At 65.5% G+C, this 18359-nt stretch carries 17 protein-coding genes; 2 read left to right on the forward strand and 15 right to left on the reverse strand.

The window, feature by feature from the left end:
* Positions 1 to 14: 14 nt before the first annotated feature.
* The 4 genes from NF699_04620 to NF699_04635 form a co-directional block, all read right to left on the reverse strand.
* On the reverse strand, positions 15 to 1361 hold the full coding sequence (locus NF699_04620; protein USU05971.1) for an ATP-binding protein: 1347 nt from the start codon (positions 1359 to 1361) through the stop codon (positions 15 to 17).
* Positions 1358 to 2458 carry a DUF2336 domain-containing protein gene (locus NF699_04625; protein USU05972.1) on the reverse strand — a complete coding sequence of 367 codons (1101 nt, stop codon included), beginning with the start codon at positions 2456 to 2458 and terminating at the stop codon, positions 1358 to 1360. The genes NF699_04620 and NF699_04625 overlap by 4 nt, the downstream gene beginning before the upstream one ends.
* Positions 2459 to 2493: 35 nt before the next feature.
* Positions 2494 to 3624, reverse strand: coding sequence for a hypothetical protein (locus NF699_04630; protein USU05973.1), 1131 nt, complete (start codon positions 3622 to 3624; stop codon positions 2494 to 2496).
* Between the two features lie 140 nt (positions 3625 to 3764).
* Positions 3765 to 4055, reverse strand: a complete 291-nt coding sequence (locus tag NF699_04635) for an Hpt domain-containing protein (protein USU05974.1) — start codon at positions 4053 to 4055, stop codon at positions 3765 to 3767.
* Positions 4056 to 4154: 99 nt separating this feature from the next.
* On the opposite strand from NF699_04635, the gene NF699_04640 reads away from it, so the two are divergent.
* Positions 4155 to 6455, forward strand: a complete 2301-nt coding sequence (locus NF699_04640) for a hypothetical protein (protein ID USU05975.1) — start codon at positions 4155 to 4157, stop codon at positions 6453 to 6455.
* A 375-nt stretch (positions 6456 to 6830) separates the two neighbouring features.
* Positions 6831 to 7037 (forward strand): hypothetical protein, encoded by a 207-nt coding sequence (locus NF699_04645; GenBank protein ID USU05976.1) that lies wholly within the window; start codon positions 6831 to 6833, stop codon positions 7035 to 7037.
* Positions 7038 to 7131: 94 nt separating this feature from the next.
* On the opposite strand, the gene NF699_04650 is transcribed toward NF699_04645, so the two are convergent.
* From NF699_04650 to nuoH, 11 genes are all read right to left on the reverse strand, one after another.
* Complete coding sequence (locus NF699_04650; protein ID USU05977.1) at positions 7132 to 7416, reverse strand: DUF1467 family protein; 285 nt, start codon at positions 7414 to 7416, stop codon at positions 7132 to 7134.
* A 6-nt stretch (positions 7417 to 7422) separates the two neighbouring features.
* Entirely contained in the window at positions 7423 to 9078 is a 1656-nt protein-coding gene (locus NF699_04655) for a ribonuclease J (protein ID USU05978.1), read from the reverse strand.
* Positions 9079 to 9135: 57 nt separating this feature from the next.
* Positions 9136 to 9915, reverse strand: a complete 780-nt coding sequence (locus NF699_04660) for a type III pantothenate kinase (protein ID USU05979.1) — start codon at positions 9913 to 9915, stop codon at positions 9136 to 9138.
* A 10-nt stretch (positions 9916 to 9925) separates the two neighbouring features.
* Positions 9926 to 10579, reverse strand: a complete 654-nt coding sequence (locus NF699_04665) for a biotin--[acetyl-CoA-carboxylase] ligase (protein ID USU07000.1) — start codon at positions 10577 to 10579, stop codon at positions 9926 to 9928.
* 41 nt (positions 10580 to 10620) lie between these two features.
* Positions 10621 to 12075, reverse strand: coding sequence for an NADH-quinone oxidoreductase subunit NuoN (gene nuoN, locus NF699_04670; GenBank protein ID USU05980.1), 1455 nt, complete (start codon positions 12073 to 12075; stop codon positions 10621 to 10623).
* Positions 12075 to 13607 carry an NADH-quinone oxidoreductase subunit M gene (locus NF699_04675; GenBank protein ID USU05981.1) on the reverse strand — a complete coding sequence of 511 codons (1533 nt, stop codon included), beginning with the start codon at positions 13605 to 13607 and terminating at the stop codon, positions 12075 to 12077. Before NF699_04675 ends, nuoN begins: the two co-directional genes overlap by 1 nt.
* Positions 13604 to 15748, reverse strand: a complete 2145-nt coding sequence (gene nuoL / locus NF699_04680) for an NADH-quinone oxidoreductase subunit L (GenBank protein ID USU05982.1) — start codon at positions 15746 to 15748, stop codon at positions 13604 to 13606. The genes NF699_04675 and nuoL overlap by 4 nt, the downstream gene beginning before the upstream one ends.
* A gap of 6 nt (positions 15749 to 15754) precedes the next feature.
* Positions 15755 to 16060 (reverse strand): NADH-quinone oxidoreductase subunit NuoK, encoded by a 306-nt coding sequence (nuoK, locus tag NF699_04685; GenBank protein USU05983.1) that lies wholly within the window; start codon positions 16058 to 16060, stop codon positions 15755 to 15757.
* On the reverse strand, positions 16057 to 16668 hold the full coding sequence (locus NF699_04690; GenBank protein ID USU05984.1) for an NADH-quinone oxidoreductase subunit J: 612 nt from the start codon (positions 16666 to 16668) through the stop codon (positions 16057 to 16059). The genes nuoK and NF699_04690 overlap by 4 nt, the downstream gene beginning before the upstream one ends.
* 43 nt (positions 16669 to 16711) lie before the next feature.
* Positions 16712 to 17197, reverse strand: a complete 486-nt coding sequence (nuoI, locus tag NF699_04695; protein USU05985.1) for an NADH-quinone oxidoreductase subunit NuoI — start codon at positions 17195 to 17197, stop codon at positions 16712 to 16714.
* A gap of 124 nt (positions 17198 to 17321) precedes the next feature.
* Complete coding sequence (gene nuoH / locus NF699_04700) at positions 17322 to 18350, reverse strand: NADH-quinone oxidoreductase subunit NuoH (GenBank protein ID USU07001.1); 1029 nt, start codon at positions 18348 to 18350, stop codon at positions 17322 to 17324.
* Positions 18351 to 18359 lie beyond the last annotated feature (9 nt).

Genomic DNA, 18359 nt, shown 5'->3' on the forward strand with positions numbered 1-18359 from the left:
AGGAATATCAAAGGTCAGGCGGGCAGCGTCAGCGTGAAGCGCGCGCCGTCACCGGGCGTGCTCTCCACCGTCAGATCGCCCCCCATCGCGCGCGCCAGTCGCCGGGCGATATAGAGACCCAGACCGTTGCCACCGACTTCCGAGGGATCGACACGCTCGAACTTCTCGAAGATCCGCTCCTGATCCTGCGGCGCGATGCCCTTGCCCTGATCGGCCACCACCGCCTCGGCCATGCTTCCGGTCCGGGTCACGGTGACGCTGACCACCCCGCCCTCCGGCGAATACCGCACGGCATTGCCGATCAGATTGACCATGATCTGCAGCGCACGACCGAAATCGCCCGCCGCCGGTACGCGAAGATCAGGTAAGGGTCGCGCGATAGCCACCCCGGCATTGCCGGCGCGTACCGACAGCAATCCGGATGCCCGTCGCGCCACATCGGCAAGGTCGATCGGCTCGGTCTGCAGGGTAAAATCGGATCGTTCCACCGCCTGCAGATCGACCAGGTCGTCGACCAGCCCCAGCAGATGTCGGCCGGCATTGGCGATGTCCGATGCATAATCGACATAATCCCGCTGCACCGGCCCCTCGGCCTCCGCGTGGATCGTGTCGGCATGAGCGATGATCTTCGCCAGCGGACTACGCAAGGCCTTGTCCAGCCCCTGTGTGAAGCTGGCGGACACCGCCGGTGCGGCGGCCACGGGTTCCGCCTCCGCTTCCGCCGCACGTGCGGCACCGGTCAGTCCGGCGAATTCTCCGGCAGCGTCCTGTTTCACATCGGCTGTCAGCACCATACGCACATCGCCATAGCGCAATCGCGCCCGCTGCTCGCGCATCGGCTTGCGACGCGCGACCGCCTCCAGGATCGGGAGCGCACCGTCACCCGCCGCATCGAGTGTGAACAGGGCCGTTACCGGTTGGCCCAGCATCGACAACGCATCGACGCCGAACCGTCGCGCAGCATCGATCGACACGAACGTCAGCCGCAACCCGGCGTCGGTCTCCCATCCCATATCCTCGTCGTCCAGGACGATCGTGCTGCGGGCGGCAAGCGGCTGTGGCCGGACTTCCCGCCACCCGCTGACGGCCATACGAACGCCCTGCCCCTCCGGCTGGACCCGCACCCATAGATCGAGATCGGCGTCCTGATCGGCAACGCGGACGCTACGCGACACGAGGATGCCCAAGCGCGACGCCAGCCGTGCGACCGTCGCAAGTTGCGGCACTGCCAGTCGATCGCCCAGTGCCCCTCCGGCCTGATCGTTGAGTGCCATCAGCGCCGGGTCGGCTGCGATCAGGCGACCATCGCAATCGAGAGTTGCGTGACTGACCGGCACGTCCGGAAGACCATCGACCCTCATCGCGTCGCCTCCCGCGCCAATGCATCGATCGCCAGCCGCAGATCGTGGTGCAGCGTCAACGGCGCCAGCGCCGATCGGGCGGCGGCAAAAGGAATTGCGGCGATCTCGTCCAGATCGTCGGCGAATGCCTCGATATCGCGGCGGGGATCGGCATCGGCGAGTGCAAGCGCGATCGTCGCGATCGTCGCCCGGTCCAGCCCGGCCGCGCGCAATGCCAGCCAAAGCCGATCGCCTTCAGGTTCGAGTACGATCGCGCGTGCGCCTTCGAAATCCAGATCGACCGCCCGTCCCAGTACGGCGATGAAAACCAGCAAACGACGATCGCCGAGCGCATCGATCAATAGCTCGCCGATCTCGTCCGTCCGCGCATCGATCGCGGCGGCGAGGCGGACGGCGAGCGCCTCCGGCCGCTGTCCCTCGTCGTGTGCGGAGAGGCTGCGTTGTGCCGCCTCGACGATCGCGCGATCGACGATCGGGTCTTCGCCGACGGATGCGACCTGGCCTTCGCGGATCGACGCCGCAACCCACCAGACCAGTTGATGATGGCGTTCGGCCGGCAGTGCCCCTGACGGTATGCGGCCCTGTTCCGCTGCGGTTCGCCGTCGCGTCTCCGCTGACAGCAACGCCCGTGCGGCGGCAGCGACAACGCCATCGTCGACATCGGCCAGCCGTATCAACAGACTAGGCTGCTCCGGCGCGATGACGATCGGTGCCAGCGCATCGCCGATCAGCCCACATCGCACCTGCGCGATCACCTCGTCCATCAGCAGCCGATCACGCAACAAGCCCGCGCGCGACAGCCGCCGTACGACATCTTCATGACCGCGCAGCAGACCTTCCGCCAGCCGATCGACCCCTTGCCCCGCCAGCAGCCGGGCAGCGTGCCGGCGTATCTCGGTCTCGATTTCCTGCACGACCGCAGCGAGGAACCGGCCCAGCGTCAGCCGGGTCCGCTCGTCGAGCCGCACATCGTCGGCAAGAAAGAAATCATCGATCGCGCCCGACAGGCGCACGTCCGCTACTGCGCCCATCCGGCGAGCAGCGCTGATGCGGGTGCCGGGCGATGCACGCCCTGCCTGTTCCGGTCCGACCGACATGGCCTGACGCTTACCCTTCCATCATTAAAGGAGCGCTAAGGCTCCCGCCGCAATCGTTCGATCGCTGATGCTGCAGTCGCGGCGGCATAGGTCGCCGCGACACCCAGTCCCGCCACCGGAGCGGCCAGCACGGCACCCAGCCAGACCAGCGTCAGATACCCCGCGGCGCTGCCCCACCACGTCCGGCGTTCGATCCCGTCGGCAGCGCGTTCGGCGAACACCGCCAGCACGATGACGCCGATCGCCAAAACCCACGGCGCCCCGTCGCCGCTGAACTGCGACGCATCGTAGCCATAGGCTAGCGCCGCCAGCCCCGGGAGCGCAACGGCGGCGGCATCCAGCCCCCGCCGTACGGCCGGTTCGTCGCGCAGATCGGCGAGAATCGCACCAAGCGAGAACCCCATCGATGCCAGCACGCACAGCAGCAGCCCCGCGACCGGATGCGAGAAAGCCACCAGCGCCAGCCCCAGCAAACCGCCGGCACCGGCCCCTGCGGCCACCGCACCGGCGGGCACGCGACGCGGGACCAGCATCGGCACCAGCGCCCGGGCCAGCGGGGCGATGATGAAGCGTTCGAACCAGCCGCGGCGTCCGGAAATCATCGACGCCATGGCGGCCCGACTACGAATGTCCAGCGCCGCCCCCGAATGGCCCACGCCATGGCCCCCGCGCATCGCGTCGGGCTGCAGCACCACATGGACTGCCCGCGCCTGCGAAGCGAGCCGGACCAATGTCGATTGCACGTCGTAATCGCGCGGCATCGCGGCAAGCTCGCTCACCCGTCTCGGTTCCAGCCGTGCCACTCCGGCCCAGACCGTTCCGCCACCAAGCCGTTCATACCCCTGCCCCGCCTGATCCTCGGGCATCACCAGCAAGGCATCGCCGCCCTCGCGCGCCAGCATCGCCAGCGTCGCCTCGGTCGTGGTCAGCCCGTCGGCCAGCATCAGGATGCGCGATAGCGGATGCAACTTTTCCGCCGCTTCCGCCGCCGTGCGTACCGTATCCACCGCGATGCCACGCCTGCCGATCCGGGCAATGGCGCCGAGCAGTTCGGGGGTCAGTCGCGCAACGAGGATGACGATCTGCGATGCACCGGCGGCAAGCAGCAAGCGTGCTTGATATTCGACCAGCGTCACCCCGCCGAACGGTAGCGTCGCAGTCAACATCGCGGGTCGATCATCCGCATCGTGCATGGCGAAAAGGAGGCCGGCGAGCATTCTCCCGCTGTTAAGCGGAGTTGGTGCCGGTGCCTAGGGTCGAAACGGCATGCGCACGGCCGGGCCGGGCGAGTTCGACGGCGGTGACATCAAAGGCGCGCGACGGACCGCTTCAGCTTCGCCATCACTGCGGCATCGCCCATCCGATCGGATGCTTCCGCGGCAAGTGCCATCAGCCGGATCGCGCCGAAGCTGGCGGCAAGTCCCTTCAGACGTGCAGCGGCGTCCCGCCATTCCTCGTGCGTTCGGGCCGCTTCCAGCGCGGCCAGCGCGCGCCCGGCGCTTTCGACGAACGCCAGCCGCAGTTCGGCGATCAGCGCGGGTTCGTCACCCACTGCCGCCGCCAACGCCGCATCGATCGCACCCGGATCATAAGCCATGCCGGGGCTGTAGCGCGACGGTGCTTAATCAAGTGTTGCGGTTTCGCTTTATGACGTGCGCGAAGACGGTTAGGCTGGGCGCGTACGAACGGGGGTTCCATGATCATCGACATCCGGGCGGACGCCGCCGCCATCAGCGACGCACGGGGCCACGCAAGCCACGAATCGATGGGTGGGCACGCCCGCGAAGACCAGTACGAAAGCAGGGACGAGATGGTCTGGACCGAAGCCGTCGAACCGGAAACCCGCACGATCGGCTGGCTGGCTCCCGCCGTCGCGATTGGCGTCTGTGTGGCATGGCTCGTCGGGATGCTGTGGTTCGCACGGGATCAGATCGCATTCATGACGCCGGTGGCGCTTGCCCAGTTCCTCGCGACGCTGGCCGTCGTCCCGACGCTGGTAGGCGTGATCTATCTGCTCACGATGCGGACCAGCCGGCGCGAGGCTCGCCGATTCCATGAAACCGCGCACGGCATGCGGGCAGAGGCGGCGAGCCTCGAACGGACGATGTCCGCGATCTCGGCATCGCTCGACGCCAATCGTCGGCAACTGGCCGAACAGATCACGACGTTGATGGCGATGGGCGACGGCGCGAACGAACGGCTCACGGCGATCGGCCGCGGCTTGACGCTGGAAATCGGTCAGGCAGACGCTCATGCCAACGCACTGTCCCATGCGGCGACAGAAGCGCAGGCGAGCCTGGGCGTCTTGATCGCGTCGCTGCCGCGCGCGAAGGCCGATGTCGATGCGGTTCAGCAGATGCTCGAGCAGACCGGACTGTCTGCCAGCGCGCATGCGGCGGCGCTCGAGGCGCAACTCGCGGCGTTGGCCGAACGTGGTCGCGATGCCGATCTGGTGGCGGGCAGCGCTGCGCAGAAGCTCGCTGCACACATTACGCGTATGGAGGCGACCAGCGAAACCGCCGGTGCCCGTCTGGAAGCGGTAACAGCCGATATGTCGACGGCGGTCGATGCCCTCCTCGGTCGTACCGCCGACGCGGTGGACGAAGCGCGCAAGGGTATCGCGACTCAGGGCGATGCGATGCTGGCGATGCTGCGTGCCAATCAGGCTGCACTCGACAGCGCCGCCCGCGACAGTGCGGAGGCACTGGCCGAACGGATCGTCGCGGTAGAGGACGTCATCGATCGCGTCACATTGCGGCTGGAGGATCAGCGCGCTGCCAGCGACACATTGCTGGCCGGACTCGATGCCGGGATCGGCCGCGTCGAAAGCCGGCTCGACATCCTCCATACGCAAGGTAACGAACGCTCGCAGTTGCTTGCCGCATCGATCAGCGCGCTTGGCGGTTCCGCGGACGCAATGACCGAGGCATTGAAGGCCGGCGATGCGATGGCGACCCGCACGATCGGTACGACCGAATCACTGCTGATCGCGCTGGATGCGGCCGCGCGCGAGATCGACGAGACGCTGCCCGACGCGCTGACACGGCTGGACGTCAAGATCACCGCAAGCAAGCAGGTCGTGGGCGCCGCCAAGCCGGAACTGCTGGCGCTGGTGACGGCGGCCGAAAGCACGCACGACGCGATCGAGGCGATTGCCGGCGTGATCGCCGAACAGCGCCGCACGGTCGATCAATTATCCGGCACGTTGCTCCAGACCCTGAGCGACGGCCGCGCCAAGGCCGACGCACTGGGTATGATGGTCGATGAGACGATCGATCGCACGCATCGCTTCGCCGAAGAGGCCGCACCGCGTCTGGTCGATGCCCTGCTCCGCGTCCGGGACACGGCCGCCGTTGCGGCCGACAAGGCGCGCGAAACGCTGGCAACGGTCATCCCGGACGCTGCAAGCCAGCTGGAAGCGGCCAGCGCCGAGGCGATGCGCCGTGCCACCAGCGACACCGTCGAACGGCAGGTTCGCGCGATCGTCGACGCTACCGGCCACGCGGTGGATGCCGCCACGCGCGCGACGGACCGGCTGTCGGCGCAGGTGCAACAGATCCTCGATCAGACGGCGATCGTCGAAACGCGGATCGAGGACGCGCGTAGCGAACGGGACGAAGCCGAACGCGACACCTTTGCCCGTCGCGCATCGCTGCTGATCGAATCACTCCATTCGGCATCGATCGACATTACCAAGGCATTCGCGCCCGAAGTGTCGGACAGCGCGTGGGCGGCGTATCTGAAGGGCGATCGCGGCGTCTTCACCCGCCGTGCGGTGCGCGTGCTCGAACCCGGCGATGCCCGCGACATCGCGCGACTGTATGATGACGATACGCCGTTCCGCGAGGCGGTGAATCGTTATATCCACGATTTCGAAAGCATGTTGCGCACCATCCTCGCCCAACGTGACGGGTCGCCGCTCAGCGTGACCTTGCTGTCGTCCGACATGGGCAAATTGTACGTCGCTCTGGCGCAGGCGATTGAACGGCTGCGCTGATGCGCAATCGGTGGCTATTCAAGCCCGTCTGCGCAGATTTGCATTCGGATCGGCAAATTGGGTTTCCGATATCTCGCCACCCAAGGTTTGTTGAGCGGCTGTCCCCTATTCATACGGACCTCTTGCTCTTCCTCGCAACCATCGGGGCCAGTTACAGTGAAGCACGCTGTCGCCGACATCAGTAGCCGTAAAGCGCCTGCAAGCGGATTCCGGCCGATGCCAAGAGAGTATAGCCCAGACGATAAGAACTGACGCGTTATGGAAGCTCTGAGTAACCATGAGTACTGCGGCAGGCTTCCCGGTCTTTCTCGGCATAACCACGTATTCCGGAATATCGCCGGGTGAGACGTGCCAGGCTGAACATGCAAGCCCTTGATGCTGGTGTTGTCCGCCTCAATTGATCGTCGGTCGATCCTCGCACACCGGCTCGGCCGCCAGATCGTCGATCGCCATTGCGATCCGTGCCGCGATCTGATGCATGCCCTCACGGTCCATCAGGCGCAGGGCTCGCGCGAGGAGCTCAAGCGTCTGGAGGCAAGTCGGGTTCACGATGGCGGGCCTTTCGACGAGGGAGAAACGTAAACGCAGGATAGCCCCGTTCCGGTCCCTATAACCCGATGAAACCGCGCAATCGCCGACGCAGCAATGACATGTAATATTCTCGGCAGGTCGCCGGTCACATCTGTTTGTAGACCTCGTCACGATTGAACAGGTCGAGCATCTGCGGCGTCAACCAGCCATAGATATAATTGGCGACGAACAACGCGAACAACAGCGTTGCGACGATGGTCACGCGGACGAGCAGTCGACCAAGCCGGAATTCGTGCGGGGCGCTTTCCGCCTGTCCGGGGATGTGGTCACCCCCGGCCTCACGCGTCGTGCGCACGCCCCACGGCAGCACCAGAAACACCGAAAACGCCCAGAAGAGGACGTAGATCGCCAGCATCGACGTCCACTTCATCGCGGATTATGCCTCGACGATCAGCACATCGACGATCGGCTTCTTGCCGGTCCAGCGCGTCGCGACCTTGCGAACCGCGAGCCGGACGTCTTCGCGGCGCCGGTCGAGTTCCCGCTTCTGGCCCTTCAGCGCATCGGCAGCGGCTCCGGCAGCATCCTCGATGAACGCCGCACGGTCCTCCTCAACAGGCACGCCGTTGACGCGGATCTGCGGACGACCAAGCGGTTGGCCATTCTTGCCGATCGCCACCGCGACCGAGATCTGGCCGTTGATTGCGAGCTTGCGCCGTTCGTTGATCGTCGATCCGTCCGCGGGCAGGATGACGTCGCCGTCCAGCACCAGACGACCGACCGTCGCGTTGCCGATCTTTTCGGGCTTGCCGGGGATCAGGCGGACGACATCACCGTCGCTCTGCACCAGCGCGTGGGGCACCCCCTCGGTGAGCGCAAAACGGGCATGCTCCATCATGTGGCGCATCTCGCCATGAACGGGGATCAGCGTCTGCGGACGGATCCACTTGTACATCTGCGCCAGCTCGGGGCGGCCGGGGTGACCCGAGACGTGGACGTGCGCCTGACGTTCGGTGATCATCACCACGCCCTTGCCCGCCAGCGTGTTCTGGATCTTGCCGATCGCGACCTCGTTGCCGGGGATCTGCTTCGATGAGAAGATCACGGTGTCGCCCATCTCCAACCTGATCGTGTGCGATCCGTCGGCGACGCGCGCCAGCGCCGCGCGCGGTTCGCCCTGCCCACCGGTGGCGACGATCAGCACCTTGTTCTTGGGCAGGCGCATCGCGGTGTCGGGATCGATCGTGTCGGGGAAATCGGTGAGATAGCCCGTCGCCTGCGCGACCTTCAGGATCCGGTCGAGCGACCGGCCGGTGACGCACAGTTTGCGCCCCGTCTCACGCGCAACTTCACCCAGCGTGTGCAGGCGCGCGGCATTGGACGCAAACGACGTGACGAGCACGCGGCCCTTGGCCTTGGCGATCTGTTCGGCGAGGCCGCGGCGGACCGAGGCTTCCGACCCCGACGCTTCCTTGTTGAAGACGTTGGTCGAATCGCAGACGAGCACATCGACGCCAGCATCGCCGATCCGCGTCAGGTGTTCGGGGCTGACCGGCTTGCCGATTACCGGGGTAGGATCGAGCTTCCAGTCGCCGGTGTGGAACACGCGGCCCGCCTTGGTCTCGATGACCAGCGCATTGGGTTCGGGGATCGAGTGCGACAGTTCGACGAAGCTGACGCCGAACGGGCCGATCTGAACGCCGGCGACGCCGGTTTCCTTGTTCGGCTGGATGACCCGCAGCTTGACGCGGTTGGCATTGCCTTCCTCTTCCAGCTTGCCACGGATCAGACCTGCGGTGAACGGCGTCGCGTACAGCGGCACACCGAGGTCCTCGGCGAGGTACGGCAACGCGCCGATATGATCCTCATGGCCGTGGGTCAGGACGATGCCGACGAGGTCGTCGATGCGATCCTCGATGAACGACAGGTCTGGGAGGACGATGTCGATGCCGGGATAGGCCGCGTCAGCGAAGGTGACGCCGCAATCGACCATCAGCCATTTGCCGGCATGGCCGTAGAGATTGACGTTCATGCCGATCTCGCCGGAGCCACCGAGGGCGCAGAAGAGAAGTTCGTTGTTCTTGGGGGTCATTGATGACTTTCGTGAATTCGTTGTCGCCCGCAGGCCGATTGATGGCGCGAGCGCGTCTCAGCCGATATGGGCGTTTTGGTACATGATCGCCAGCCCCTGGATCGTCAGGTCTGGCTCGATGACGTCGAAGACGTCGGTGTTCTGTTCGAAGAGCGTGGCGAGGCCTCCGGTGGCGATCACCTTGGCCGGGCGGCCGATTTCCGCCTTCATCCGCGCGACCAGCCCTTCAATCATCGCGATATAGCCGAAATAGACGCCGATGGCCATCTGATCCACGGTGTTGCGGCCGATGACGCTGTCGGTGGCGGGCGCCTCGATCGCGATGCGGGGCAGCTTGGCTGCGGCGCTGACGAGAGCGTCGAGCGACAGGTTGATACCGGGGGCGATGATCCCGCCCTTGTAAGCGCCGCTATAGTCGCTGACGTCGAAGGTGGTGGCGGTGCCGAAATCGATGACGATCAGGTCGCCGTCGTGCAGTGCGTGAGCTGCGATGGTATTGACGGCGCGGTCGGCGCCCAGGCTCGTGGGCTCGTCCACGTCGATGGTGATGCCCCATTCGACCGGCGCGCGGCCGGCGATCAGGGCTTCGGTCTTGAAGTATTTCGCGCTGAGAACCTGCAGATTGTGGAGAGCGCGGGGCACGACGGTGGCGATGATGACCGCGTCGATCTGGCTGCGATCATAGCCTTCGAGCGCGAGGAGCTGGCTGAGCCACACCGCATATTCGTCGGCGGTGCGGCGCGGATCGGTGGCGATGCGCCAGCGTGCCTTGATGGTGCGGCCCTCCACCAGCGCGAACACGACATTGGTATTGCCGGCATCCACGGCGAGCAGCATCGTCAATCCCTCACAGCAGGAACACGTCTGCGGCGTGAATGACATGCCGTCGCCCCGACGCCAAGCGCAGGATCAGCGCACCGTCTGCGTCGAGGCCGTCGAACAGGCCGTCTTGGGCGCTGCCATCGGGTAAGCGGACCGAGAGTGCGGTGCCGATCGTATGCGCGGCGGCGAGCCATGCTGTGCGGATCGCCGCAAGGCCCTCCCCGCGCGAACGTGCGAGCCAGCGGGTGAAGGTTTCGGTGAGGACGTCGAGGAACAACTCCGGCGCGGCGGATATGCCTTGCGCGGCCAGACTGGTCGTCGGCCGGTCCGGCAGTTCAGGATGATCGGCGAGGTTGACGCCGATCCCGACGACTACCGCGTTGTCGCTGCGTTCTAGCAGGATGCCGGACAGCTTGGCGCCTGCCACCAACAGGTCGTTGGGCCATTTAAGCTGCGCGCCGATACCGAAGACACCGACCGTTTCGTGCAACGCGACCGCCGCGACCAGCGCCAGCGTGGCCGGAGGCGGATCGCTCGGCCGCAGACGGACGAGCGTCGAGGCGTAGAGGTTGCCGGCGGGCGAGGTCCATGCCCTGCCCTGCCGTCCGCGGCCGGCGGTCTGGCGCTCGGCCCGGAGCCACAGCCCCTCCTCCGCGCCCTGCCGGGCGAGGAGGAGCATATCGGCGTTGGTCGATCCCGTCTCCGCGACGGTCCGGATCGTCAAATCGCGGGAAACAGCGCGCGGGCCGCCGCCATCGTCCAGCCGCCGAGCAGCGGGATGGCGAGATAGCCGAGCGGCGACACGAAGGCTGCGGTGAGGACGATCAACCCGCCCTCGACCGGGCTGTTGCCCTTGGCGAACGCCGGCGCGGGTTCGTCGAAGTACATCGTCTTGACCACGCGCAGGTAGTAATAGGCGCCGATCGTCGAGGCGGCGATGCCGATCACCGCGAGCGGGAACAGGCCGGCGCGGACGGCGGCGTCGAACACCGCGAACTTCGCGTAGAAGCCGAACAGCGGCGGGATGCCGGCCAGGCTGAACATGAAGATGGCGAGCGCTGCGGCGAGGCCCGGGCGGGTCCGCGACATGCCGGACAGCGCGGCGATCGTCTCGACCGGCTGACCGTCGTCGTCACGCATCTGGAGCACGACCAGGAACGAGCCGAGCGTCATGGCGATGTAGATCGTCATGTAGACGAGCACGCCCGACACGCCCTCAGGCGTGCCCGCCGCGAGGCCGACCAGCGCGAAGCCGACGTTGTTGATCGACGAATAGGCGAGCAGCCGCTTGATGTTGGTCTGACCGATCGCCGCCACCGCGCCGAGTACGATCGAGGCGAGCGCGGCGAAGATCACGATCTGACGCCACTGATCCGTCGCCGGACCCATCGCCTCGACGGCGACGCGGACCGCGAGGCCCATCGCCGCGACCTTGGGAGCGGAGGCGAAGAAGGCGGTTACCGGGGTCGGTGCGCCTTCGTAGACGTCGGGCGTCCACATGTGGAACGGCACCGCCGAGATCTTGAACGCGATGCCCGCGAAGACGAAGACGAGGCCGAACAGCAGGCCGAGCGAATTGCCCTCCGCATAAGCCGCAGCGATTCCGGGGAACAGCGTCGTACCCGAGAAGCCGTACACAAGACTGATGCCGTAGAGCAGGATACCGCTGGCGAGTGCGCCAAGCACGAAATACTTGAGCCCCGCTTCGGCCGAACGCGTGTCGCGGCGCATGAAGCTCGCGAGGACGTAGGCCGACAGCGATTGCAGTTCGAGGCCGACGTAGAGCGTGAGCAGATCGCTCGCCGACACCATCATGCCCATACCCGCTGCGGAGAGCAGGATCAGGACCGGATATTCGGGGCGGAGATCGTCACCGCTGGTCCGTTGGAAGAAATCTGGCGCCATCAGGATGCCGACCGCGGCGGCGATGAAGATCAGCACCTTGGCGAAGGCAGCGAAGGCGTCGGCGCGGTACAGGCCGTCGAACGCGGGTCCACCGGAGCCGGCCGGCCCGAGCAGGGCAAGGCAGGCACCGCCCAGAATGACGACGGCCGTCCACGAGACCGCGCGCGTCGAGGCCGGGCCGCCCCAGGCGCACACCAGCATCAGGACGATCGCGCCCAGTCCGAGGATCACCTCGGGCAGGGTCATGGCGAGATTGGCGGCGTAATCCATCAGTGGGCTTGTCCGTGGGCGGCGGCATGCGCCGCAGTTAGGGGCTTGCCGGCAGTCGGCTGGGAATCGGAGGCGGGCGTCGCGCGGTCGATCCGGGCGAGCAGCACGCCGACATCCTTGCGCATCGGGCTGAGGAAGCTTTCGGGGTAGACGCCCATCCACAGCGCGACCGCGGCGATCGGCGCCAGCAGCCAGAGTTCGCGGTGTGACAGGTCCTGCATCTCGCGCACATCCTCCGACTTGATCTCGCCGAAGACGACGCGGCGGTAGAGGTACAGCATGTACGCCGCGCCGAGGATAATGCTGGTCGTGCAGAGCAAGGCGATCCAGGTCGACACCTGATACGTGCCCATCAGCGCCAGGAACTCGGCGACGAAGCCGCTGGTCCCCGGCAGGCCGATCGACGCCATGGTGAAGAACAGGAAGAACAGCGCATACCGCGGCATGTTGATCGCGAGGCCGCCATAGCGGCTGATCTCACGCGTGTGCAGCCGGTCGTAGATCACGCCGACGCACAGGAACAGCGCGCCCGACACCAGCCCGTGGCTGAGCATCATGATCATCGCGCCCTCGATCCCCTGCCGGTTGAAGGCGAAGAGGCCGATGGTCACGATCGCCATGTGGGCGACGGAAGAATATGCGATCAGCTTCTTCATGTCGGCCTGCACCAGCGCAACGAGCGAGGTGTAGATCACCGCCACCGCCGACAGGCCGAAGATCAGCCACGTCAGCTCGCCCGAAGCCTCGGGGAACATCGGCAGGCTGAAGCGCAGGAAGCCATAGCCACCGAGCTTGAGCAGCACGCCTGCCAGGATGACCGAACCCGCGGTCGGCGCCTGCACGTGTGCGTCGGGTAGCCAGGTGTGGACGGGCCACATCGGCATCTTGACCGCGAACGAGGCGAAGAAGGCGAGCCACAGCCATGTCTGGACATGCGCCGGGAAGTCGTACGCCTGCAATGCCGGGATGCTGGAAGTGCCGGCGGTCTGCGCCATGTAGAGCATCGCGACGAGCATCAGCAGCGAGCCGAGCAGCGTGTAGAGGAAGAACTTGTAGCTCGCGTAGATGCGGTTCGCCCCGCCCCAGATGCCGATGATCAGGTACATCGGGATCAAACCGGCTTCGAAGAACAGGTAGAACAGGAACAGGTCCTGCGCCGCGAAGGTGCCGATCATCAGCGTTTCGGTCAGCAGGAACGCCGCCATATATTCCGGCACGCGATTGGTGATCGCACGCCAGCTCGCGCCGATGCAGATCGGCATCAGGAACACGCTGAGCATGATCAGCATCAGCGCGAAACCGTCGATACCGAGGTTCCAGCCGAAGAAACCGAGCCGCGGCCCCTGCTCGACGAACTGCCACTGCGCTCCGCCGATGTCGTAATTCGCCCACAGCATGATGCCGAGCACGAAGTCGACCAGCGTCGCGGCCAAAGCCAGCATCCGCGCGGTAGCGGCGGGAACGAACAGGCAGGCGATCGCTGCGACCGCGGGGATCAGCAGCATGATCGAGAGAATGGGGAACCCGCTCACTGTGCGATCGCCCAGGTGACGACGGCGGTCAGACCGATCAGCATGACGAAGGCATAGGTATAGACATATCCGTTCTGAAGCCGGCCCGCGAGACGGCTGGAGAGCTGCACCACCCACGCCGAGCCGTTCGGCCCGAACCGGTCAATCGTCTGTTCGTCACCGCGGTGCCACAGCAGGCGGCCGATGGCGAAGGCGGGACGGACGAAGATGAGGTGATAGAGTTCGTCGAAATAATATTTGTGGACGAGGAAACGGTAGAGGATGCGGAACTGATCCGCGACCGCGGCCGGGAAGCTCGGCGACTTGATATAGGCATACCAGGCCGTGAACAGTCCGAGCAGCATCGCGATCGTCGCCGACAATTTGATGATCGTCGGAACCTCGTGCATCGCGTGCATCAAATGCTCACGGAAGGCGATGTCGCCCTTCCAGAACGTCTCGCCCGCTTCCGGCTCGATGAAATAGCCGTGGAAGACGAAGCCCGCCGCGATCGCGCCGATCGACAGGAGGATCAGCGGCACCAGCATCGGCCACGGGCTCTCGTGCGGATGATAGCCACCGGTGCCGGCGGGCAGGTCCTGCTGCGACGGGCCGTGCGTCGACGGATGATCGCCGCTGTCCTCGGCCTTGGCCGGATTGGCATGCGCCTCATCGGCGTGATGACCGGCGTGACCATGGGTATCGCCATGCGCGTGGTCGTCATGCGCGTGATCATGGCCGTGCGAGTCATGGAGCGCGTGCTGGATATGCTCCGATGCGGCCCAGCGCGGTGTCCCCCAGAAGGTGAGGAACATCAGGCGCCACGAATAGAAGCTGGTGATCAGCGCGACGAGCACGCCGACGAACCACACGCCGGGCTCGCCCGCGGCCCAGCCGGCCTCGATGATCGCGTCCTTCGAATGGAAGCCCGCGAAACCGATGCCGAGCGGGTTGCCGAACACCGCGGGCAGGCCGACGCCGGTGATCGCCAGCGTCCCCATCATCATGCCCCAGAAGGTGAGCGGGATGCTTTTCCGCAGGCCGCCGTAATAGCGCATATCCTGCTCGTGGTGCATCGCGTGAATGACCGAACCGGCACCGAGGAACAGCAGCGCCTTGAAAAAAGCGTGCGTAAACAGGTGGAACATCGCCGCGCCATAGGCACCGACGCCTGCGGCAAAGAACATGTAGCCGAGCTGCGAACAGGTCGAATAGGCGATGACGCGCTTGATGTCGGTCTGCACCATGCCGACGGTCGCGGCGAACAGGCAGGTCGCGGCGCCGACGAACATCACGACATGCAATGCGGCCGGCGAGGTTTCGAACATCGGCGACAGGCGGCACACCATGAACACGCCCGCGGTGACCATGGTCGCCGCGTGGATCAGCGCCGACACCGGGGTCGGGCCTTCCATCGCGTCGGGCAACCAGGTGTGGAGGCCGAGCTGCGCCGACTTGCCCATCGCGCCGACGAACAGCAGCAGGCAGAGCACAGTCATCGTATCGACCCGCATGCCGAGGAAGCCGATCGTCGATCCGGCCATGCCCGGCGCGGCGGCGAGGATCGCGGGGATCGATACGGTGCCGAACACCAGGAAGGTGCCGAAGATACCGAGCATGAAGCCGAGGTCGCCGACGCGGTTGACGACGAATGCCTTGATCGCGGCGGCATTGGCGGAGGGCTTGCGGAACCAGAAGCCGATCAGCAGGTAGCTGGCGAGGCCGACGCCTTCCCAACCGAAGAACATCTGGACCAGCGTATCCGCGGTCACCAGCATCAGCATCGCGAAGGTGAACAGCGAGAGATAGGCGAAGAAGCGCGGCTGATCCGGGTCCTCGCTCATATAGCCCCAGCTATAGAGGTGGACGAGCGCCGAGACGCTGGTGATGACCACCAGCATGATCGCGGTCAGCTGGTCGACGCGCAGCGACCAGTCGACCGCCATGTCGCCGCTGACGATCCAGGTCAGCACCGGCACGACCGTGGCGGTGTTGGTGCCGGCGAGGAAGCCGAGGAAGATCGGCCACGACAGCAGGCACGATGCGAACAGCGCGCCGGTCGTGATCAGCTTTGCCGGCACGAAGCCGATCGCCTTGTTGCCGAGCCCCGCGACCATCGCGGCGAGCAGCGGCAGGAACACGATGAAGAGGATGGAGGTCACCGGTATTTAGCCCTTCATCCGATTGACGTCGTCGACCGCGATCGTGCCGCGGCCACGGAAGTAGATGACGAGGATCGCGAGTCCGATCGCCGCTTCGCCGGCGGCCACCGTCAGCACGAACATCGCGAAGATCTGCCCGACCAGATCATGCAGGTACGCCGAGAAGGCGACGAGGTTGAGGTTCACCGCGAGCAGGATCAGCTCGATCGCCATCAGAATGACGATCAGATTCTTCCGGTTCAGGAAGATGCCGAGCACGCCCATCGTGAACAGGATCGCCGCGACGACGAGGTAATGGGTAAGACCGATCACAGCTGGACCCCCTGGCCGATCGGCGGCTGGACGTTGCGCGTCGCATCCTCTGGACGGCGGCCGATCTGGCGGAACGGCGACTGGGCGCGCACTCCGCCACGCTGCCGATGCGTCAGCACGATCGCGCCGATCATCGCGACGAGCAGGACAAAGCCCGCCGCCTCGAACACAAACAGATAGCGCGTGTAGAGCAACGTCCCCATCGCCTGGATGTTCGGGACGGCGCTGTCGATCGGCGCGATCCGCTGGCTGATCTTGAGTCCGCCGGCGTTCCAGGCGCCGATGCCGATCAAGATTTCAGCGGCGAGCGCCACCGCGAGCGCAAGGCCCAGCGCGGCATATTGCGCAAAGCCGGCGCGCAGTTGCGCGACCTCGATATCGAGCATCATGACGACGAACAGGAACAGCACCGCGACCGCGCCGACGTAGACGATGACGAGCAGCATCGCGATGAACTCGGCACCGACGAGCACCATCAGTCCCGCCGCGTTGAAGAACGCGAGGATCAGCCACATCACCGAATGCACCGGATTGCGCGACGAGATCGTCATCGCGCCGGATCCGATCACCACGATGGCGAACAAATAGAAGGCAATTGCCTGGATCACGATTGGGTCGGCCCCCTAAGCCCGGAATCGAGTGCGGCGCGCATTAACGGTAGGGCGCATCGGCGGCAAGGTTCGCCGCGATTGCGCTTTCCCAGCGGTCGCCGTTATCGAGCAGCTTTGCCTTGTCGTAGATCAGCTCTTCCCGCGTTTCGGTCGAGAATTCGTAGTTCGGCCCCTCGACGATCGCATCGACCGGGCACGCTTCCTGACACAGGCCGCAGTAGATGCACTTGGTCATGTCGATATCGTAGCGCGTCGTGCGGCGGCTGCCGTCGTCGCGCGGTTCGGCCTCGATCGTGATCGCCTGCGCCGGGCATACCGCCTCGCACAGCTTGCATGCGATGCAGCGTTCCTCGCCATTGGGATAGCGGCGCAACACGTGCTCGCCGCGGAACCGCGGGCTGATCGGGTTGCGTTCGTAGGGATAGTTGATCGTCGCCTTGGGCTTGAAGAAATACTTCAGCGTGAGGGCGTGCGCCTTCACGAATTCCCACAAGGTGAACGACTTGACGATCTGTGCGACGCTCAAGATCCAAATCCTACTACTCGGTCGATCATCACGACCAACAACCCGATACCGACGCCTGCCAGCGCCCGGTCACGCAACGCCTGCGGCCGGAGGCCACGGGCGATCAGCCAGTTCGACACGCCGCTCATCCGGGCAGGCCCACGCGCATCAGCATCAGCACACCCGACACGAGAAATACCCAGAACAGCGACAGCGGCAGGAATATCTTCCACCCCAGCCGCATCAGCTGGTCGTAGCGATACCGGGGAACGGTTGCTTTCACCCAGCTGAAGACGAAGAAGAAGAACAGGATCTTCGCGAACAGCCAGATGATGCCTGGCACGTAATAGAGCGGTGCCCAGTCGATCGGCGGCAGCCATCCGCCCCAGAAGAGCGTCGCGTTCAGCGCACACATCAGCAGCACGTTGGCATATTCGCCGAGCCAGAAGAGCGCGAAGCTCATCGAGCTGTATTCGGTCTGGTAGCCGGCGACGAGTTCCGATTCGGCCTCGGTCAGATCGAACGGCGCGCGACCGGTTTCCGCCATGCCGGAGATCAGAAAGACGATGCTCATCGGGAACAGCAGCGGGTTGAAGCCGAAGCCGTTGACCGGAAGCCACGGATAGATCGCCTTCTGCGCCATCACGATCGCGGACAGGTTGAACGTTCCCGCCCACAGCACGACGGTGATGAGCACGAAGCCGAGGGCAACTTCGTAGCTGACCATCTGCGCCGCGGCGCGCAGCGCGGAATAGAAGGGGTACTTCGAGTTCGACGCCCAGCCCGACAGGATGATGCCGTAGACGCCGAGCGACGACGCCGCGAGCACGTAGAGCAGGCCGACGTTGATGTCGGCGAGCACCGCGCCCTCGGCGAACGGCACCACTGCCCAGACGATCAGCGCGACCGTGAAGGTGATGATGGGCGCCATCAGGAACAGGCCGCGGTTGGCGGCGGACGGGATGATCGTCTCCTGAAGGAACACCTTCAGGCCGTCGGCGAACGACTGGAGCAGGCCGAACGGCCCGACGACGTTGGGGCCGCGGCGCAGCGCCATCGCCGCCCAGATCTTGCGATCGGCGTAGATGATCATCGCAACCGCCAGCATCAGCGGTAGTGCGATGACGAGGATGCCGACGATGGTCGCGGTGAACCACGCCCATTCGTACGACATGCCGACGGT

Source organism: Sphingomonadaceae bacterium OTU29LAMAA1 (assembly GCA_024072375.1).
In the GTDB taxonomy this organism is placed as follows: domain Bacteria; phylum Pseudomonadota; class Alphaproteobacteria; order Sphingomonadales; family Sphingomonadaceae; genus Sphingomonas.